The sequence below is a fragment of the Rubinisphaera italica genome, from assembly GCF_007859715.1.
GTDB classification, from domain to species: Bacteria; Planctomycetota; Planctomycetia; order Planctomycetales; family Planctomycetaceae; genus Rubinisphaera; species Rubinisphaera italica.
The window spans coordinates 889,747-910,253 of sequence record NZ_SJPG01000001.1 but is presented as its reverse complement, the minus strand read 5'-3'; the positions used below and the strand labels follow the sequence as shown (position 1 = coordinate 910,253).

The 20,507-nt window shown below is 48.0% G+C and carries 18 protein-coding genes; 10 read left to right on the top strand and 8 right to left on the bottom strand.

The annotated features are described in order from the left end of the window. Nucleotides 1-63 precede the first annotated feature (63 nt). The gene (locus tag Pan54_RS03535; RefSeq protein ID WP_146502192.1) at nt 64-1,134 is read right to left on the bottom strand and encodes an AAA family ATPase; all 1,071 of its coding nucleotides are present in this window, start codon (nt 1,132-1,134) and stop codon (nt 64-66) included. Between the two features lie 155 nt (nt 1,135-1,289). Between Pan54_RS03535 and Pan54_RS03530 the strand changes: the two genes are divergently transcribed. Next, on the top strand, nt 1,290-2,126 hold the full coding sequence (locus Pan54_RS03530) for a 3'-5' exonuclease (protein ID WP_146502191.1): 837 nt from the start codon (nt 1,290-1,292) through the stop codon (nt 2,124-2,126). A 138-nt stretch (nt 2,127-2,264) separates the two neighbouring features. Here the strand turns inward: Pan54_RS03530 and Pan54_RS03525 are convergent, their stop codons facing one another. After that, nucleotides 2,265-2,462, bottom strand: coding sequence for a cold-shock protein (locus tag Pan54_RS03525; RefSeq protein WP_146502190.1), 198 nt, complete (start codon nt 2,460-2,462; stop codon nt 2,265-2,267). A gap of 458 nt (nt 2,463-2,920) precedes the next feature. On the opposite strand from Pan54_RS03525, the gene Pan54_RS03520 reads away from it, so the two are divergent. From Pan54_RS03520 to Pan54_RS03510, 3 genes are all read left to right on the top strand, one after another. Continuing rightward, nucleotides 2,921-4,333: a cytochrome ubiquinol oxidase subunit I gene (locus Pan54_RS03520; RefSeq protein ID WP_146502189.1), complete on the top strand. Its 1,413-nt coding sequence runs from the start codon at nt 2,921-2,923 to the stop codon at nt 4,331-4,333. A gap of 19 nt (nt 4,334-4,352) precedes the next feature. Next, the gene (cydB, locus tag Pan54_RS03515) at nt 4,353-5,369 is read left to right on the top strand and encodes a cytochrome d ubiquinol oxidase subunit II (protein ID WP_146502188.1); all 1,017 of its coding nucleotides are present in this window, start codon (nt 4,353-4,355) and stop codon (nt 5,367-5,369) included. A 217-nt stretch (nt 5,370-5,586) separates the two neighbouring features. Next, nucleotides 5,587-6,282, top strand: a complete 696-nt coding sequence (locus Pan54_RS03510; protein WP_146502187.1) for a lysophospholipid acyltransferase family protein — start codon at nt 5,587-5,589, stop codon at nt 6,280-6,282. A 56-nt stretch (nt 6,283-6,338) separates the two neighbouring features. Here the strand turns inward: Pan54_RS03510 and msrB are convergent, their stop codons facing one another. The 3 genes from msrB to Pan54_RS03495 form a co-directional block, all read right to left on the bottom strand. Then, nucleotides 6,339-6,773, bottom strand: coding sequence for a peptide-methionine (R)-S-oxide reductase MsrB (gene msrB / locus Pan54_RS03505; RefSeq protein WP_146502186.1), 435 nt, complete (start codon nt 6,771-6,773; stop codon nt 6,339-6,341). Continuing rightward, nucleotides 6,766-7,329: a peptide-methionine (S)-S-oxide reductase MsrA gene (gene msrA, locus Pan54_RS03500; RefSeq protein ID WP_146506290.1), complete on the bottom strand. Its 564-nt coding sequence runs from the start codon at nt 7,327-7,329 to the stop codon at nt 6,766-6,768. The genes msrB and msrA overlap by 8 nt, the downstream gene beginning before the upstream one ends. Before the next feature lie 204 nt (nt 7,330-7,533). Beyond that, nucleotides 7,534-8,322, bottom strand: coding sequence for a DUF1223 domain-containing protein (locus Pan54_RS03495; RefSeq protein WP_146502185.1), 789 nt, complete (start codon nt 8,320-8,322; stop codon nt 7,534-7,536). Nucleotides 8,323-8,673: 351 nt separating this feature from the next. Here Pan54_RS03495 and Pan54_RS03490 point away from each other — a divergent pair, with 351 nt between their 5' ends. Next, the gene (locus Pan54_RS03490; protein WP_146502184.1) at nt 8,674-9,699 is read left to right on the top strand and encodes a ThuA domain-containing protein; all 1,026 of its coding nucleotides are present in this window, start codon (nt 8,674-8,676) and stop codon (nt 9,697-9,699) included. 53 nt (nt 9,700-9,752) lie between these two features. Here Pan54_RS03490 and Pan54_RS03485 read toward each other — a convergent pair whose 3' ends face one another. After that, nucleotides 9,753-12,380 carry a TolC family protein gene (locus Pan54_RS03485; protein ID WP_165441562.1) on the bottom strand — a complete coding sequence of 876 codons (2,628 nt, stop codon included), beginning with the start codon at nt 12,378-12,380 and terminating at the stop codon, nt 9,753-9,755. A gap of 545 nt (nt 12,381-12,925) precedes the next feature. On the opposite strand from Pan54_RS03485, the gene Pan54_RS26715 reads away from it, so the two are divergent. From Pan54_RS26715 to Pan54_RS03475, 3 genes are read left to right on the top strand one after another with little or no spacing between them, the layout of a single operon-like run. After that, complete coding sequence (locus Pan54_RS26715) at nt 12,926-13,027, top strand: 50S ribosomal protein bL37 (RefSeq protein ID WP_390621919.1); 102 nt, start codon at nt 12,926-12,928, stop codon at nt 13,025-13,027. Nucleotides 13,028-13,055: 28 nt separating this feature from the next. Further along, nucleotides 13,056-13,835, top strand: coding sequence for a hypothetical protein (locus Pan54_RS03480; protein ID WP_146502182.1), 780 nt, complete (start codon nt 13,056-13,058; stop codon nt 13,833-13,835). A gap of 39 nt (nt 13,836-13,874) precedes the next feature. Then, the gene (locus Pan54_RS03475; RefSeq protein ID WP_146502181.1) at nt 13,875-15,488 is read left to right on the top strand and encodes a hypothetical protein; all 1,614 of its coding nucleotides are present in this window, start codon (nt 13,875-13,877) and stop codon (nt 15,486-15,488) included. Between the two features lie 28 nt (nt 15,489-15,516). Here the strand turns inward: Pan54_RS03475 and Pan54_RS03470 are convergent, their stop codons facing one another. Together Pan54_RS03470 and Pan54_RS03465 are read right to left on the bottom strand one after the other, a co-directional pair. Continuing rightward, nucleotides 15,517-16,632 carry a pyridoxal phosphate-dependent aminotransferase gene (locus tag Pan54_RS03470; protein WP_146502180.1) on the bottom strand — a complete coding sequence of 372 codons (1,116 nt, stop codon included), beginning with the start codon at nt 16,630-16,632 and terminating at the stop codon, nt 15,517-15,519. A gap of 148 nt (nt 16,633-16,780) precedes the next feature. Next, entirely contained in the window at nt 16,781-17,836 is a 1,056-nt protein-coding gene (locus Pan54_RS03465; RefSeq protein WP_146502179.1) for a transaldolase family protein, read from the bottom strand. Between the two features lie 476 nt (nt 17,837-18,312). On the opposite strand from Pan54_RS03465, the gene Pan54_RS03460 reads away from it, so the two are divergent. Together Pan54_RS03460 and Pan54_RS03455 are read left to right on the top strand one after the other, a co-directional pair. Further along, entirely contained in the window at nt 18,313-19,311 is a 999-nt protein-coding gene (locus Pan54_RS03460) for a helix-turn-helix domain-containing protein (RefSeq protein WP_146502178.1), read from the top strand. Nucleotides 19,312-19,416: 105 nt separating this feature from the next. Beyond that, nucleotides 19,417-20,436 (top strand): sugar phosphate isomerase/epimerase family protein, encoded by a 1,020-nt coding sequence (locus Pan54_RS03455; RefSeq protein WP_146502177.1) that lies wholly within the window; start codon nt 19,417-19,419, stop codon nt 20,434-20,436. Nucleotides 20,437-20,507 lie beyond the last annotated feature (71 nt).

The window sequence follows — 20,507 nt, the reverse complement described above, 5'->3', positions numbered from 1 at the left end:
CATTTTATGGTCAATGGATGAATCGTTGGGTTACGCTTCGCTAACCCAACCGACCATTCAAATTCAAACACCCGCCTTCTTCGACAGCTTATCCAACGGCATACGCACATCTTTAAGCAATTGCGTAATCACATCATCCGTCGAAATCCCTTCACTGTCCGCCTGAAAAGTCGTCACAATGCGATGTCGTAATACCGGATGAGCGACCGCTTTGATATCTTCAGTCGTTGTATGAAAACGACCATGCAATAACGCGCGAGCCTTGGCTCCATTAATCAGATTCTGCCCGGCTCGTGGTCCCGCTCCCCAGCTGAGATATTCTTTCACAAACGAAGAAGCCTCCGCTTCTCCAGGTCGTGTCGCACGCGCCAGGTCGCGAGCATACATGAAAACATGCTCGGCGACTGGGACCTTACGAACCACATCCTGCAAAGCCAGAATTTGCTTATCATTCAGAATCGGTGTCAGCTTGGGTGGAGCATCGCCAGTTGTCCGAATGAGAATTTCGAGTTCTTCCTCGGCGGTGGGATAATCGACAATCGTATTGAACATGAAGCGATCAAGCTGAGCTTCAGGTAGAGGATATGTTCCTTCCTGCTCAATCGGGTTTTGAGTCGCCAGTACAAAAAATGGAGCCGGCAATCGATAGGTGTTCGTGCCAACAGTCACATGCTTTTCCTGCATCGCTTCCAACAGAGCCGCCTGAGTCTTCGGTGGTGTTCGATTAATTTCATCGGCCAGCAGGATATGCGAGAACATCGGTCCCGGCATAAACTGAAATTGCTTGCGGCCTGTTTCAGGATCGTCCTGCAGAATATCCGTCCCTGTAATATCCGAGGGCATCAGGTCGGGAGTAAACTGAATACGGCGAAACGACAAATGCAACAACTGAGAGACCGTACTCACGAGCAACGTTTTTGCCAGTCCGGGCACACCAACCAGCAGACAATGCCCCCGGCACAGCAGAGCAATCAATAGTTGCTCAACCACATCCTGCTGGCCGACGATGACTTTGCCGATTTCTTCCTTCATCCGGCTCGAAGCGTTCACCAGACCTTTAATCGCCTGCGCCTCTTTTGCTTTACTGTTGGAATCCAAATCAATCGGTTCAGAAGTGAAGCCGGGTTCAATCATGTGACTCATTCCGTGTTGAAGTACTCATCCAGATTGGCCCTGAGTCGCCTCGAAATCGTGCGTCAGGAATCAACTGGTTTGGAATCGAAAGGGTATTTTCAATATAATACCGGGAATTCACTCATCATTTCAATTCCTCTCCTGAAAGCATATTCATGTCGGACATCGGCTGGCTGATTTTTGATGTCGAAGCCGTCGCCGATGGCGACCTGATCTCCAAGCTGAAATATCCCGATCAGGAACTCTCAGGCGATGCCGCGATCGCACGTTATCGTCAGGAATTGATGGAGGAAAAGGGGAGCGATTTTATTGCCCACACCTTCATGCTGCCAATCTCGGTCGCAATCGCTAAAGTCACTCAGGATTTCCATCTGGATGATATCGTCGTGCTGGATGATCCCGATTATCGCCCCGCTTCGATTACGAATCTTTTCTGGCAGGGATGGCGACACTATAAGCGCCCAACGTTTGTGACGTTCAACGGTCGGGGTTACGATCTTCCCTTAATGGAACTCTCCGCATATCGATTTGGGTTATCGCTGCCCGATTGGTTTCAGGTGAGTGGTCGCTCATTCGATCAGGCCCGCAATCGCTACAACACGAGCAGCCATCTCGATTTGATGGACATGATGTCCAATTTTGGAGCGAGTCGGCTACAGGGAGGACTGAATGTCCTGGCCAATATCATTGGGAAACCTGGAAAAACGGGAATTGATGGCTCCCAGGTTCAGGATATGTACGACAATGGCGGGGTTCGAGAAATCAACGATTACTGCATGTGCGATGTGCTCGACACCTATTTTGTGTTCCTGAGAACCCGCGTCCTCACCGGACAACTGACATTGGACGAAGAGCATGAGCGAGTTGTCGAAACAAAGAATTATCTGGAAAAACGAGCAGCTGACTGCAAAGCTTTTGAGCATTATCTGAGCCACTGGGGGGATTGGCAGCCGCCTGAGAAGGAGAGTACTGAAAATAAAGAGTCGGTTTAATTGGCTCACCTACCCCTTTTTTGCTTGACCAAATGACACTCATCCACAAAAAAAGCCGATGGTTCAAAAACCACCGACCATATAAATAAGCCGACAGTCAGAAACTGCCGGCTCATCGTTTTTTCACAGTCTCAACGACTAGACCACGCGGACGTGCTCTGCTCGTGGCCCTTTAGGACCTTGACCTTTTTCAAAGGAGACTTGCTGACCTTCCTGCAGGTCGTCGTAGCGGACACCTTCCAGGTTTGACATGTGGAAGAAAATATCCTTGCCTGAATCAGTCTGGATAAATCCGAATCCTTTGTCAGTCAGTCGTGTGATTGTACCTTCAGCCATAACGTTCCGATCTCGAAAATGTGTTTCAAAGCCCCGCCCGAGCCGCAACCTAGACCTCAAAAAAAGTGGCGGGTCTTCTTAACGGAAGATATTACGGTTGACGAAATCGATTTGTCAAAGGCACTTTGACATTTTCCTGATTTTTTTTACAGATTTAGTGTACGCCTTCCCTCTGGTGAAGATTGTGTCAATTTCTTTTGAATTTGCTTTGCTGATAGAGAATCAGTTCCATTGAGCACTGAACAAAGTCCATCAGCTGTAGGTCAGGCACTGCCTGACGACAAACAGCTTGGCACCCACATTTCGTCAGGCAATGCCTGACCTACGGCTTTCCATCACCCATTTGCACTTCCAATTTGTCGCATGAGTAAGACGAGTCACATGCCGAAAGATCGCCTATTCTCTATAGTAACAAAGCAAGAATGACTCCCAGCCGAACATAACGAAGGTCGAATTCAATGGATGTCCTGCTGCTCTCACGACTGCAGTTTGCGTTTACCATCATGTTTCACTATCTGTTTCCGCCATTAACAATCGGGCTGGGAATCGTTCTCGTGTTTCTGGAAGGTCGCTATTTGTGGACGAAGGAAATCATCTATGAACAGGCCGCCCGTTTCTGGACGAAAATCTTCGGATTGAATTTCGCCTTAGGTGTCGCGACCGGCATTGTGATGGAGTTCGAATTCGGCACAAACTGGGCGGCTTATTCCCGCTACGTCGGCGATGTTTTCGGCTCGGCTCTGGCAGCTGAGGGAATCTTCGCGTTTTTCCTGGAATCAGGATTTCTCGGCCTGCTGCTGTTTGGCTGGGATCGCGTCGGCCCGAAAATGCATTTCTTTGCCACACTCATGGTCGCGATCGGCGGCATCTTTTCGTCTGTCTGGATTACGATTGCCAACTCCTGGCAGCAGACACCGGTCGGCCATGAAATTCGTGATTATGTCGTGAATGGCAAGGTCTATCAGCGGGCAGAAATTGTCGACTTCTGGGCGATGGTGTTTAATCCTTCCACAATGGACCGCCTGATCCACGTCTGGCTCGGCGCATTCATCCTGGGTGCCTTTTTTGTAATGAGCATCTCGGCATGGTATCTGTTAAAAGGCCGTCATCTCGAATTTGCCAAACGTTCATTTACTGGCGGACTTTTGCTCGCGACTGTTTCTTCATTGGCTCAATTACTATCAGGACATTCCAACGCAAGAATGGTCTCCGAATATCAACCCGCGAAACTGGCAGCGATGGAAGGCATCTACGAAACCGAAAACAGCACCGGCCTCTACATTCTCGGCTGGCCAGATGATGAATCTGAAACCGTGAAATACGGCATCGAAGTCCCCGGCATGCTCAGCTTTCTGGTCCACGACGATTTCAAAACCCCAGTACCAGGTTTCGACCAACTCGAAGAAACCTGGGGACGTCCTCCCGTGTGGATTACGTTTCAGGCGTATCATCTGATGATCGGCATCGGCATGACGTTTATCGGAAGTACCTTACTGGCCTGCTGGTTGTGGTGGCGGGGAACTCTGTTCGATCAACGCTGGCTGCTATGGTACTTTGTCTTCGCGGTGATCCTGGCTTTTGTCGCCAACGAAGCCGGATGGGTCGCCGCAGAGGTCGGAAGACAACCTTGGATCGTCTACCCCTCATTGGTCAACGGAGAATTGACAGGCGGCCTGCGTACTTCAGCCGGGCTTTCTGAAGCCGTCCGAGCCGAGCAGGTGTTGGGATCAATCATCTTCTTTGGCTTAATCTACTTTCTGCTCTTCGTACTGTGGGTCACACTATTACATCAAAAAATTTCCCATGGCCCCGAGATTGATGAAGTCGATGAGAACGACGAGTATCCGTCGATGAAAAAAGCCTTCGAGTAAATAGAGAGAAATAATAATCATGGACTGGCAACTTCTCTGGTTTGTTCTGCTCGGCATTCTTCTGGCCGGCTACGCAATTCTGGACGGTTTCGATTTTGGCGTCGGCATGCTCCATCCGTTTGCCAAAGGGGATGAAGAACGCCGTATCGTCCTCAATTCAATAGGCCCCCTTTGGGACGGAAATGAAGTCTGGCTGGTCACCTTTGGGGGAGCATTATTCGCCGCCTTTCCAGAAGCATACGCCACCATTTTCTCAGGCTACTATGAAGCCTTAATGCTGGTCCTGGGATGCCTGATCTTCCGTGCGATTTCCATCGAATTCCGTAGCAAGCGACCGGAAGCGTGGTGGCGTTCGACTTGGGATTCTCTTTTCTTTATGTCGAGTCTGACAATTTCTTTTGCGTTTGGTCTGGCAGTTGGAAGTGCTCTTATTGGGATTCCACTGGATGATCGTGGGATCTTCCGGGGCTCCATTCTCGATCAAATAGGCATCTACCAAATCCTCGTCGGCTTACTCTCTGTTTCAATGTTCCTGATGCACGGAGCAATCTTTTTGGTCTTCAAAACCCGAGACGATTTACAACAACGAATGATCCGCTGGACGCGACGCGGGTTCGTCGCCTTTTTAACGATGTATCTCGTAGTGACCACTGCAACATGGCTCTGGATCCCGCGGGCCGTCGCGACATTCGAACATTTTCCGTATGCGTGGATCGTGGTCGTTCTGAAATTTCTGGCAGTTGCCAACATTCCGCGATGTCTCAAAAACCATAATTATCTCCAGGCCTTTTTCTCATCGTGTTGCGTGATCGCTGCTCTGGTTTTTCTGCTGGGTGTCGCCCTGTTTCCGAATCTGGTCACCTCTTCACCGGTCAGCGAAAACAGCCTGACGATTTATCATGCTGCTTCCTCAGAAATGACATTAAAAATCATGAGCCTGTACGCCTTGATTGGCATGCCCTTTGTTCTGGGATATACATTTATGGCATATCGCACATTTCGCGGAGCCGTCAAATTGGATAAACACAGTTATTGATTCACTGGCGAGCCGAGTCAGTCATGACTCGGGTGGGTTCGATTCATTCGATATCGTAATCACAAACATCGCACAATAATCGTGACAATATCCGTGCCATGACAGCCTCGGCTCGCCTCAAAATTAGCAATCTGCTAAAACACGTTGGACCGCATTGCGATTACAATTTTGCAATGTGGGATATCAAGGATGAAATTCAACATCAGGATAAGTAGTCTTGCGAATACGAAGTCGATTTCTGGAGCCGATTGTTGCATGGATTGCCGTTGTGACATTCAAAATGCTATATGCAACACTTCGCAAGGAAATCCATTTTTCCGATGAAGCCGTGAATCCTTATGTACCAGTGACGAACGGGACATACACTTTTTGTGTCTGGCACGATTCCCTGCTTACACCTTTATTCCTAGCCCGTCAACCAGCGACAATGGCGCTGGTGGGAGGACATCGGGATGGGACGTTTCTGGCGGACTCTCTCAAGCAACTTGGTATCGGCACGGCACGCGGCTCAACTTCTTCTGGAGGAACTGCTGCCGTCAGATTCCTGATGAACGAAGGTAAAGATTCTCATCTGGTCCTCACACCGGATGGTCCTCGCGGCCCGCGACGTGAGATGAAAACAGGCTGTGCATTTCTCGCAGCTAAAACCGGTAAGCCAGTCGTTCCGACTGCATTCCTTTGCAAAAGTTACTGGTCAATCGGTACCGGCTGGACAAATCTGATCATTCCGAAACCATTTACTCGCGTCATTGCTGTGACATCTCCAGCACTGGTCATTCCCGAGTCCATTTCCAAGGAAGAACTCAAAGAATGGACTGAGAAGATCCAAGCGGAAATGGAGCGAGTGGACCAACATGCCCAAGATCTGCTGAAGCAGAAACCTTCAAAAAATAATATCGACTCAAAAGCATGAGAATCTACTTGAATCGATTTCTTTCCCAGACCATGAGTTGATGCCAGAATCAATTTCTAACTTGATTTAGACTCACTTTCTTTGGGTTTAAAATCCAGAGCAGCCGAATTGATACAGTAGCGTTTTCCAGTCGGTTGGGGGCCATCATCAAAAACATGCCCGAGGTGAGCTTCGCAGCGGGCACATTTGGCTTCTGTTCGAGTCATAAAGAAACTGCGGTCTGTATTAAGTTCCACATTTTCTTCATCGATTGGCTGATAATAGCTGGGCCATCCCGATCCAGAATCATATTTTGTGCTGGAATCAAATAGCGGCGTGCCACAACAAACGCAGTTATAAATCCCCTCTTCTTTGTTGTCCCAATATTTTCCGGTGAATGCTCTCTCTGTGCCTGCTTTGCGGGCGATATTGTATTGCTCCGCGGTCAACTGCTTCTTCCATTCCGCATCAGTCTTATGAACTTTGACTGACTCTTCTTCAGAATTACTCATTTTTACGTTCCCCCTTCAATTTCTCAGCAAAATTCTTGCGGAATTTTTCAATTTTGGGAGCAATCACAGCCCTGCAATAAGGCTGAAACGAGTTTTCAGCAAAGTAATTCTGGTGATAATCTTCAGCTTCGTAGAACTTAGTAAACGGAGAAATCTCGGTGACCAGTGGTTTGGAAAAAGCCCCCGATTTATCGAGTTGCTTTTTATATTCTTCTGCAACTTTCTTCTGGTCTTCGCTGTGATAGAAAACGACCGATCGATACTGCGGACCAATATCGGCTCCCTGTTGATTCGGAGTTGTCGGATCGTGAGTTTTCCAGAAGACTTCCAGGAGTTCGGAGAAGGCAATTTTTTCAGGATCGAATTCGATCTGAATGACTTCGGCATGTTTTGTCAGGCCGGTACAGACAGCCTTGTAGTTTGCCGTTTCTGCTTTGCCCCCCGAATATCCGGGCAGAACTTTTTTCACACCTGCTAACTCTAGAAACACTGCTTCTGTACACCAGAAACATCCACCGCCAAAAGTTGCTAATTCTACAGATTCCGAAGCCGACATCGTTTGCCCTTCACTCTCGAACTGGGGTATCGCGTGAGCAGCCGTTTCCTGAGGAGAGCTGCTACGCCATCCCCACGCCACTAAGCCAGAGACTGCGACCCCAAAAAAGAAAAATAATACGCGACCTGTTGATGTTGAATACATAAATCAATGCCTGACTACGGGCTGTAAATAGACTCGTTGAAGGATACCATCTTCTCAATTCTACAAATCAGTACGCTTTGCAGCCATGATCTGTTGGCTGGAAGGATCTTGCACAAATGCAATCAATTCCAGTGGCTCATTGTTAATATTGTAGGGGACTCGGATCGTTTGCTGACCAGTAATCTGGATATTTTTAATCGTTTCCAATTTCTGCACGACATTCACGTGAGCCAGTGTCCGACCACGATTTTCACCGGAGTCGACCCGATTCCCTGCCCGATTTTGAACGATTGCCAGCACAAGAGTCTTACCTTTGGAATTTGCTGTAGCATTATAGCGGAAGGTTATCGCATCTCGACTTTTATTCCACTTAGCTGAAATTTCCAGAGGCTCTTTCTGGGTACTATTCAAAGAATTTTTGATCGCCTCGTTTGACTTGGTGACATCTGAACCGACGAATTCAGTCTGACCATTAACAACCATTTGAGGCGTATAAATTCGGGTCGAGCCGAATGCCTGCGCGTAACCTCTTTGACGTTGAGAAAAAACCGACTGGCTGAAAGGGTCTTCCCATCCCAGGCGATTCCAGTAATCGACATGCATTGAAAGTACGTAAATTGGTAAATTTTTCTCAGCCGCCAGTTCTTGAATTCGCACGAGATTCTCGTCAGCGGCTGGACAACTGCTGCATCCCTGCGAGGTGAACAATTCCACGACGACGAATCCATGTTGTGACGTTTCGTCAATTCTCTCTCCTGCCGTCAGTCTGTTTTCCGCCTCACTCCGGATCGCCCGCAATCCGCACAGCAGCAAAGTAATTGCCGCCAGAGACAGCACTGCTTTCGACATAACTCACTCCTTTTCCCCAGAATAATAGATGTGCAAAAATTTATTGAATCTGTAAGGAGTTGTTTGTTAAGTAGTTAACAATGTGGATAAACATGCAGAATTCCTGAAAGCCAGTCACATATCATTTTAAGAATAGGTTTGCACTGGCCAATCAGGAATATGAAGTTTCGGTAGACTTAAAAACGTACTCAAATGAATTTCGGAACCAGTTTCCGAAGGAAAATATCGCATAGTCGACTTTTGATGGGAAATAGGGCACAATGATGCAAACTCCATTGATCGTATTTCACTGGAATCTGCCGTGTCACACTATTCCCCATTTCCTATTCGCATAATCAGGATCACATTCTTATGCTTCTCCGTTATTTGATTCTGTCACTCACGATTGTCGCTCTCGCACAAACAGGATTTGCTCAAACTCTGGTTTACGATGGCACAACCCCAGACAAACCTGGAAAACATCTTGTGTTCCTGGCGGGCGATCATGAATATCGATCGGAAGAATCCCTGCCTGCAATGGCGCGAATTCTTGCCAAACATCATGGCTTCAAATGCACGGTGCTCTTTTCCGTCGATCAGAAAACTGGAGAAATCGCTCCGGGTTCCAGCTACATGCCTGGTACAGAAGCCCTCGACGATGCCGATCTGATGGTCATCTTTCTGCGGTTCCAGGACTTCCCTGCAGAGCAAATGCAGCCGATTGTCGATTACCTCGATCGGGCAGGGCCAGTTGTCGGAATGCGAACTTCAACGCACGCCTTTAAAATCCCGAACGATTCCGAGTTCGTACGTTTCGATTACCGCTCGAAGGACCCGGATTTCAAAGATGGCTTTGGACGGCAAATCCTCGGCGAGACCTGGGCTGGTCATTATGGGCAGAATCATGTCATGAGCACGCGACTGGATTTGATCCCGGCTCAAAAGTCGCATCCCATTTTGAAAGGAGTGGAACATCCCTGGGTCCACGCAGGGGGATACTGGACTGAGCCAACTCCGGACAGTGTCGTTCTGGCAAATGCTCAGCCATTGCAGGGCATGACGCCAGATTCCCCTCCTGCTGAGGGAAAACTCCCCTGCCCCGGTGTCTGGACGCGAACCTATTCCAATGAAGCGGGAAAATCAGGTCGTGTATTCACAACCACATACGGTGCCTCTGAAGATATCCTGAATGAGGATTTTCGCAGACTGATGATCAACGCCTGCTTCTGGGCCTGCGGCGAAGAAGATGAGATCAAACCGAATCTCAACATCGAATTTGTCGGCCCCTACAATCCGACAACATTCAAATTCAACGGTCATCGCCGCGGAGTTCTTCCGAGCGACCTAGCGGGATGGGAATCACCGATTATGCCGATCACGAAGCCTGTCACAGAGTGATCGGCATAATCGAGACAAGACGAGCACGACTGGCATGACTCGTCTTGCAGAATCTACTTATACGCCGGGATCGCTTTGCCCAAATCGTGAGCCATTCGAGAGGGCGATGATTCTGGTGCTTTCACTTCAACCTCTGGAAATGGAGAAGGCTGGCTTCGTGTTGCATTTTCAGGTGACAACATCTTCATCGACGTTTTACCAACAGGCAACGATGGCTTTCCCGCTTTAGGAGCTGATTGCCACTCCATATTCGCATTTTGAATGGTCGATTGCTCTTTATCCATATGCCCCAGAGCATTCTTGATTCCATTGGTCTGCATAATTTCCGGCAGTTGCACTCGGCCTCGTTTCTTAGAAGCTTCGGGAATCTGACTGACTGATGTTGCCTGGAAAGATTCCGTTTCTTTCAAAACAGGCACCACAGGCTTCTGACTTGTCACACTCTGTTCTATTGCAGGAGTCTTATTCTCCATACGAACATCCTGGCCTTCAATCGGATTGGGCTGAATTAACTGTGGCGACTTGTCATTCTCAAAATAATTCGGCTTATCGGATTCTTTTTTCATCTCCCCTGGAGCCGGAGGAACTTCCAGATTGTCCATCGCTTCGGCTTCCTGAGGATTCAAAGCATCAATTGGTAATGGCAATTCTTCTGGATACGGCTCCAGTCCCATTTCCGGATTCCACGGCTGTTGACTCGCTTCAGGTGCCGCAAAACCAACTTCGTCATTATGTCCATCTGCGGCAAAGGCTTCAGGAACGGTTCGCAAGTGCGGTGCAGGGATCGCATGAGCACGCGATTTGGCTCGGGCAAAGGCCTGCCGATAAGCCTCCGGATCCCACTTGCCTTCCATCAGATGAATGTTGTCCTGTTGCAGCAGGGTTCCCTGTCGGAAATACATGTTGACGATCGCTTTGTTGTAATCAACCAGACTTTGATGATAGGAATTCTCAGCAGCCGCCAGAGATTCCTGGGCACGAAGATAGCGGTCAAGTGTATTCGACCCCGAACCGACTTCGAGTTCCTGACCAATCATGCGAACTCGTTCGAGTGCTGCACTACGTCGGCTGAAGTTTGAAACTGCTGTCGCATACGAAGTTTCGAGTTGCTGGAAAGAGACGGCAATTTCATGACCGACTTCCAGTTCCTGAGCCGCAAGAACTTTACGGGCTTTCGTCAGACGCAGTTCGATATTACGGACCTGCGATTTCGCCTGTCGTAATCCGAATGGCATACTGAATTCAAGTCCATAGGTATAGCCAGTTTCTTCACCTTCGGCGATCTTACCATAAAACGAATTCAGGTCTCCGCCGTTCTTATCCAAGTCGCTATTGGCAAGCAGGTGATCTCCGAATCCATTCACTTGATACTGGGCAATCAAATCGAGCCGTGGCCGAGCCAGATTTTTAGCGGCTCCTAACTGAAGTTCCAGGCTTTTGATATTCCATTTTTGACGTCGAACTTCCACTCGCTCCGTCAACCCGAGAGCCAATGCCTGATACCAGTCTGCTTGCAAACGAGCAGCGATCGGATCATCTGCAGGACGAATGACCTTGCGATCATTCACCGGCAATCCCAAAAGTTCGCGCAGTCGCTGTTCGGTAACATACAGTGTTCCCAGTGAATTTTCTGCCTGGGCACGAGTTTCAAAATAACGATCGCGAGCCTGAGCTTCTTCCGAGTTCGTAAATCCTCGCACACCCCCTAAGTCTCGCTTCGCTTTGGCGACACGCCAGGTATCCAATGCGGTGTTTCGAGCAGTGACGGATGTATCGAAGTTTCGATACGCCAGATACAAATCCCAATACGTGTCTTCCACGTCCTTAATAAGATTTCTGACGTTGGCTTCAAATTGTGTGATCGAAATATCGGCATTGATACGGGCAATTAACACCCCGTTGGAAACCCCGGTAATCCCTGCAAACCCATCGCTGAGTGGACCAGCAACTCTCACGAAGTCGGCTCCAGAACCCGACAACAATTGCTGACGATACCGAGCCTGCACATTCCCCGTATAGGTCGAGGGAAACAGTAATCCCTGAGCATTTGAGGATGAATAATTCACCTCATGAGCCAGTGAGAAATTCGCACCGTAAGCGAAGTTTTTTGTCAATGCCGTGTTAAATGCTCCGGTTTCCTGCTCAAGAACTCCTCCAGGGGCACCGCCGAAGAATGGATTGTTCTGGACTGTTTCGTTGCGTCCGTAAGTCAAGCTACTCGTTAGTGTCGCGTCGAAATCTGCGAGAGCCGCTTCGGTACCAACACCGCCGAAGAGCACACCGGAATCCTGAATCGCAGGGTCGTAAATACTGGCGGTCTGTGTCGGGTTGGCCAGTAAAGAATTATTGGGAGAAAGAAACTGTCCTGCAGAGCGAATGACATCGCTGTTGGCCAGTGATAGATGTACTGCTTCCTGCAGGCCAAGATCCCAGATTTCATCGCGAGCCGCATCGGAATTGGCGACCGTACGTGGGGGAGCGGTTGTCTCGATTTCCGGAGGATGTGCCTGGGCAACATTCGGATAGTCGATTTCCTGACCCGTTTCACGATACTGTTCAAGTTGAGGTTTGGGTTTCCCAAGAAAATAATACTTGGGAAAGCCAACCTGACATCCTGAGGAGACGGGCACGAGTAATGCCAACATTAATTGGAGACTCTTCCAGCCTCGAAGTCGATTCATTCCAGCCATTTCCCACCCCATCAAACATGACTCGCTTGAGTATCCCCACGATGTTCAAGCTGAGAATTCATCAAAGTTCTCCAGAACGCTAACCCTGCACATCACGAATATCGTGAGAACTTCAATGATCGATACCTTGATAATCGGAATCCGCGCACGAATTCCTACAAGCGTTATCGGCGGAACAACCGGCATTATTTGAATCTGGTCTGAAAGAAACTGCGTTTTCCTGAAACTGGGAAGGAGGAGTCAAGAACTCCAATTTGTCGTAATTAATTACTAATTAACCACTTATGTCTCCATTACACTTAGTGTACTTCGGATTTGGCAATTTTGAAATCACTTTCAAAAACTCAAGAACTATGATTCTCACTTCAGAAATCAGTGATCATAAAGTCATCGGGTATTGTACGAACAACTTCATTTTTGAATGACTGGCTGATCAAAATCCCTTAAGTCTTGCCAGAAATTACTCGACTGTTAGAATGTGTGACACCTAAACAACGCTTATTCACTAACAGTTCGAGACATATCGGGAGCCTAAAATGGCAAAAACACAGCGAAAATTGAAAAAAGCAAATCATGGCAAGCGACCTGCCAGTGCTAAGGCACGCAAGGCAAAACGAGCAAACCTACGATTGTCTTAATCGTATTCAATTCTGAACACGAGAGCACATGACCCGCTATGTTGGCGGGTTTTCTTATGCGCCGATGCTGAATGAGCTAGTTTCCCCTGAAATTGGGATGATCACATTGAATCAATCAAAAATAGCCATCAAGAATTATCTGCTGGAAACCTGCACCGATGCCGCCATTGATTACCCAGCTGAGGTTTTTAGTGCTCGTCGAAAATTCCTAGACCTGGATTCGGCTTCTCATTCCCAACAGCTGGCAACTCGTTTCCATGAACAACTCGAAGGAAAATTGCAAAGAATTGCCGGACGTTTCTGGTCTGAATCGCCAGAGACCACGAAAAAGCAGCTCCAAGACCTTGAATCCAAAAAGCTCACAAATTCTCCAAATCTTCAGAAACGACAACTGCAACTTCTGCAACTGACACAACTCCAGAAACAGTGGCCGGAGATTTCAGCGCATGTTCAAATGGATTCTCATTTTCTGGCATGGGTTCAACGCCTGCTGATCGCTACTCCAGCACAAGCACAGGTTCAGCTCACCAACTTGCTGCACGATACGAACCTGGAAAATCGAGATCGAGTTCGATATCGAAATTCGGCTCAACTATTGTTGACCTATATCCCAATGGATTGGCACGATATGCGTCGGCTCATTTCTCCAGTGGCTCACTTAAAGTTGAAATCCATTCCTCAAGAGTCGATTCCCCAGGCAGATTCTTCACCACGAAGCAGGGAATTGAGTGGATTGCAATATTTTGTCATCATTCTGGGAATCGTCTTCGTGATTCGGCTGCTCTCTGCAATTGTACAATCACAGTAAAACGACTTCCTTGGCCTCTCTTAACTACTTAATCAAGCCATGACCGAACCGGACTGGAAATTATTGCCTCATCAGCCAGTTCAATTTTTTGAATTACCTGAAGACTACGACCGCCGCGATTTGAAACGGGCGTATGGTCGTTTGATTAAAGTGTATCGTCCGGAACAACAACCGGAAGAATTCCGGAAAATTCGTGATGCTTTTGAGCAACTCGAAAGTTGGCTGAGTTATCGTGACCTGGACACTTCAGCTGAAATTACGCCGCTGGACATTAACATTCCTGTTGACCTGTCTGAAGATCACCTCAGTGGTTCATTCAGTTCAGAAACACAGGAACCTTCCAAACCTGCCGTTAGACCATCCCTCAAGGAAATCCTGGAAACTCACACACCCGAAGAGTGGTTCCTGCAACTCACTGCAAAAGCGGAGAAAGATCCGACAGACTACATTCATCTGGCGATCGTCAGCGAAGTGATTGAAGGACAGCCTGAGCAATCGTTTTTAAACTGGCTGTGTGTTGGATTGAAAACTTACCCTCACAATACCAACCTGCATAGGTTTGTTAACCAGTATTGCCGTCAGGTCGAGACACGTGAGCAATCTGCAGAGGTCTTAAATCTGCTTTGTCTGACATTACCTCCCGCAAAGAGACTGGCTCTGACAGAACCACTTTGGGACGATTTGCTCAAAACAGACTTTGTGACATTCCAACGATTGTGGGAAGATCACCTGCTACCCTATCGCGATTATTTTCCCGAACAGTTTGTGCCTTTTCTATCAGCATGGTTGATCCCTGCGGTTTGGACATCATCACCTCAATGGCTCGACGATCAGGTCCAGTATCTGGAAAGTCATGCGGATCTGATCAACCACCATCTGGAGTTTTCGTTTGAATTTTACGAGCTCTTAAAGAACTATCTCAACTCGATAAACGAACTGGATATTGAGCACAATGAAGAGTTCCCCTATTTGCAATTCCACAAAAACTTGCGTGCACTGTGTCTCGCAGATGGTGAAAAAGAGATGGAAACCTATTGGGAATTTCAACGCGAGTTAAGTCAGACATTTTCGGAATGGTCTCCCAAATTTCAATCACAGAAAAAACAATCTTCTTTACAACAGCAATTGGCAATCGTCTGGGAATGGTCTGCTCATTATGCGAAACAGCAGCGTCAAAGATATGTGCAACAACTCGATACTGATCAAGCCACAATTTGCTCGCGAGAATGGATCCGAAGCTTGATTGGCTCTTTAGTCCCTCAGGTTGTCTCTCAACTTTCCTATGCAGGGTGGATGTTTTTGCAATTGATCATCTGCATGACGGGATTGTTTTTGTTCAATATGGATGAAGACTCCTTTCTCTTCACCTTGTTGATCATCCTCGGCATGATTTCTGCTCTGTTTCTTTCCTGGGGACTGCAGAATCATATCGAACAAACGCTGACGAACTATCGCTATCGCCACAAAGTCCGACCGCAGGCACTGCAATTCTTACAGGAAAAACGTCCCACATTCTGGCAAATCCATCGGGCATTTGATGGCTGGTTAGATGAAGAAAATCCTCGCGTCACAGATTTCCAAGTCTATTATGGGACTCTTCTACTAAAAGATCCCGCGCTACGCATCTACCGCACTGCTCTCGATTTTGAATAAGCAAATCAGAACGAACAGCAACGATATCTTACTCCGATTTCAAATGTCGCAACTCTTTCAGTACCTGCACTCCCCGTTCGAGAGTCTTCTGCGGGGCGGCGTAGGAGATGCGGAAGTGGGTGTCTTTGCTGCTGAAGACATTGCCAGGGATAATCAGCAGATTGCGGGCAATCGCCTCTTTGACGAACTCAGTCGCCGTTCCCCAGGGAGCTTTGACGAATAAATAAAATGCCCCCCCGGCTCCGTGGATTTCGTAGTCGCTTAACGCTTCGACCATGAAATCCCGCTTCTGTCGATACTCGTCCACTTCAGTAGACATGTCGACATCGCAAGCCGCTAGTGCCGCCCATTGAGCCGGGTGAGGAGAGCAGACGAACGTAAACTGCTGCAACTTCAATATCTGTTGAATGATGTGTTGCGGGCCATGACAAAAGCCGACTCGATGACCAGTCATCGAGTGCGATTTACTGAAGCCATCAATGACAATCGTTTGATCGTTCCATTGAGCAGGGCTGCAGAACGGTTCGTCGTAACAGAACTGCCGATAAATTTCATCGCTGATCAATGCAATATCGTGCTTAATCGCCAACTCAGCCAGTTCCTGCATTTCTGCCGGCGACGCAACATAACCGGTCGGATTGCTCGGGCTGTTGAACAGAATCACTTTCGTTCGAGAAGTAATCGCTGCCTCGACTTTGGCGATATCGATTTTGAAATCCGGGTAGGTATCGACTTCAACAACTTTCCCGCCAGCCAGTGTTGTCAAATGCTTATACATGACAAACCAGGGATCGAACACGATCACTTCATCACCCGGGTTGACCAGCGTGCAAAGTGCCATCATCAACGCGCCGCTCGTCCCACTGGCGATGAAGACTTTCCGATCTTCATGACCAAACTGCTGATCGATATCCCCTTGGATTCTCTCGATTAACGGCTTAATCCCCTGCGTTTGACTGTAGGCATTCTTACCTTCATCAATCGCCTTTTTAAAAGCCTCTTTAATCGGTTCCGGCGTGTCAAAATGCGGCTGACCAATACTCAGATTGATCGGATCGGTCATGTTCGCCGCCAGATCGAACACCTTGCGAATCCCTGAGGCATCGATCTTCAACAACCGCTCAGAAATCCACTCTTCACTCATGGGATGGTCTCTTTAGAAAGTAAACGCTGAAATCGAATGTTTACGATGAAACTGGAATCAAAATGAGACAAGCACGAAGCGCAAGCGAGTGTGTTATTTTGGATTCGACTCACTCGCTTGCGTTTCGTGCTTGTATTTCAACTCGCAACTACGCAGTCAAGGCACCCCGTTTTTCGCCAATCAATTTGATAAGGGCTTTCTGCGGGTCGGCAAATTTCTTAAGGCCTTCTTCCATGAGTGTCGATTCGAGATTTTCAAAATCGATCTTCGTGTGAATTTCTTCGAGAACTTCCGCAGAGGGTAAAACGTCGACCTGTCGAGTGAAGACTTTGCCGGTCATTTCCTGGACGGCTGCGTTCGTACCGGGAGGATTCGTTTGAATGTCGGAACCGGCCAGTGCAGACACATATTTATCTTTGGGATCTTCCGGCTTCTTCGTACCCGTGCTGGCAAAAATCATTTCCTGGTCAAGAGGCAGATTTTTGTCAGCCCAGAATGTCTCATTCAATTTCCAGATTTCCTTGGCATTCACAATACCGACAAGACCTTGAGCATCGGACGAAAGATCAGCCGCGTGCTTATCGGTGTAAACATCGATGCGGCTGATGAAAATACTGTAAACCGATTTCAAAGTGCCAGGGTTCTCGCGTCGTTGGGCTCCCCGCCAGACGGCATCCCGAGCCGCTTCATATTGGCGCTGGGAAAAAATGAGCGTGACATTGAGCGTGACACCCGCAGCCGACAATTCTTCCAAAGCGGCAAGACCACCGGGAGTTGCTGGAACTTTAATCATGCGGTTGGTGTGACCGGCAGACCATTTTTTACCGAGTGCGATGTACTGCTCAGCTTTCTCTTCGACAGACAATTCACAAGAAGCATCTTCGAGCAGCGGATCGAGTTCGAAACTGACGTAACCATCATTCCCTTTGGTCTGCTCGAAAACATCAGCAAAAACAGACTGGGCGTCTTTGACGAGTTTGTCTGTCATGGTCCAGGCGACACTGGAATCGTCGGCATCATCGGCGAGCAGGGTTTCGAGATCGGAATCGAATCGGCCGGTTTTCAGCAAATCGGAAACGATAATTGGATTCGAAGTTGCACCCGTGGCACCCAGAGCACGGTTTTCGCGGACGAGGTCTGGGTCGATACTATCCAACCAGAGTTTCGTTCCTGTTTGAATCAAACTTTCAAGTGGCGATGACATCGTTTCCTCTTCCCGTATTCATAGTAATTGAGTTCACTTAATACGTTTTAACATGCCCGGAAAATGATGACCAGTGTCAGCCAACATTTCCTCATCACTTGTTGCAATATGACATCACAATCCGCAACAAATGATGCCTTTTCGACTCTTGTGTTAAGTTCTCTTCACATTGCAAAACAAATGACTTTCCTTTTCGATTCTTCTTAAATTCAAGCAGTTTTACCGACAAGACCAATGAGAAAATGCTCGCTCAAAATTTTTCGAGGTCTCTCGGTATCAGATTTGTATTGATGGAATAAAGAATTCAAATTCGGGTGGCTTCAATGAAAGCACCCAGCTTTCATCAATTACTGGGGTCGTAGCGAAGTGAAGCCCCCAGATCGTTGTTGATTCTGGGGGCTCTCTAAGTTCGAACCCAGCCACCCTGCAACATAAATGGTACTGATCCGCTTCGCGGATTCTATGGAATATACAACATGGTTGAATTTGGACATCAGGAAACGCGGATCGTTCAGAATGATCCGTATTTGCAGGAACTTCGCAGGCTCGCAGATCGCAATTCTGTGTTACTGATTGTGGGAGAATCCGGAACAGGCAAGCAGACGCTGGCTCGGAAGTTTCATCATTTCCGGACGGCTAAGACGGGAACATTCCGAATTCTGGTGGGGAAGTCGATTTCTTCAAATTCGGGATCAAAGCTGGCTCGATTGCGAGTTGCCAACTGGAAGCGGCAACTTAACAGTCAATCCGCAGGCACGTTACTGATTCCGAATATTGATCGTCTCAGTCGTTCACTTCAGCTCGATTTACTGAAACTTATTAAAAGTAGATATGATCGAGAAAACCAGGAAGCCTGTGAGCCTCTAGTGATGATGACTGCGAATCCGACCAGTCTGCTCGAACCAATGACACAAGCTGCTTCAAAAGAATTCATCATCCGTCAAAAGCTGGAAAGATCTCAATTCGACTTGCCACCGCTCAGAGAATACTCCCAGCAAATTACTCAGCTGGTGCGTCAATTCCTGAGTTCACAAACAGCTGCAGGTCATACCCCGATTCATTACATCGAATCGGCTTATCTTCAAAAACTGCAGCAACATAGCTGGCCAGGAAATCTACGAGAACTTAACGCGGTCGTTTCAGATACACTCGATCAGTGTTCAGGACCAACCATAACCATTGCAGACTTACCCGCATGGTTTCAGCCCAAAACCTGTACAAACCGAGTTGTTGAGCCGGAACATCTTCCTAATGGGGATTATCTCACACGATTAGAAATCCCAACCCGGCATCATCGATTTGGCGAAAAAATTGCAAAAACCGAGCAGGAGCTGATTACCAATGCTCTGGCTGACTGCGAACACAATCGGACGCAAGCCGCTCAGTCTCTGGGGATTAGTCGCGTCACGCTTTACAATAAGATGAAAAAACTGGGCATGTCGTCGCATCGCAGTTCACGAGTGGATGAAAACTGATCCGGCCCTCGGTTTTCATTCCCCGCCCGAGTGACTAACATCACTTCTTAGTTTCCAATCAAACAATTTGAAGTGATATTTTTGAGCCGGGAAGAGAATTTTCGTATGTCTGCACGACCTGAAGTTTTAATCAGTGCTTTTGGCGATGAAGCTGCTAACACGAAGTCCATCATTGAACAGTTGGCTGTCTTGTCGAGCCTGGGGCTGAAATATTACAGCCCTCGTTTTGTCGATGTGACTGGCTCCGGCGAAGTGAAGCACGTCGTCGATTTGTCGACTTCCGAATGGGAGCAGGTCAAAAAAACTCAGGATACTTACGGGATGACGGTCACAAGCATCGGAGCCCGCCTCGGCAAGGTGAAGCTGATCGATGTCGAAGATGGTTCGCACAATAAATATGTCGATCCGAAAACTTACCTCAAAGGCGAAGTGCAAAACACGATCAATGCCGCTCAGGCACTGGGAGCCAAACTGATTCGCGGCTTCTCGTTCTATCACCCACAAACTGAAAAGCCGGATGCTTACATTTCTCAGGCGGTGGATCGACTCGGAGAAATTGTCGATGCCTGTGAAAAAGCGGGTGTGGTTTATGGATTGGAAGTCGAAGCGAATCTGATCGGGCAGAATGGGCATTATCTGGCGGAACTGGCTGAGAAAGTGAATCATCCGAATATGGTTTGCATTTTCGATGGCGGAAACCTTTCCACGCAAAACATGACTCCCGTGCAGGTCTTTGAAGAATACAAAGCGATGCGGGATCATATTGGCTGGATTCACGTCAAAGACTATCGGATCGATCCTTCGCTTGTCTGGACGGGTGTGGTCGATGAAAACCGTTTGAAAAACTTTGTGCCAGCCGACATTGGCGACTCTGGTCACGAAGCGATCTTCCGCGATCTGGCCGAACATTTACCAGAACTGACGAAAAAAGTAACCAAGCTCGGCGTCCCCGGCTTCTTCCTGGAACTGGAACCACACCTCAAAGGTGGCGGACAGTTCGGTGGATTCAGTGGGCCCGATGGAATGGGAGTGGCCGTCAGAGGACTTTGCAGTCTGCTCGATTTCACTAACATCGACTACCAACTCCGCACGATGGATGACATCATCGAATCACGTGGGTTTTAATTTAACAGGTTGAATCAAAGTACAAGCACAAGCGAGTGTGTTTATTCCGGTCGATTTGACACACTCGCTTG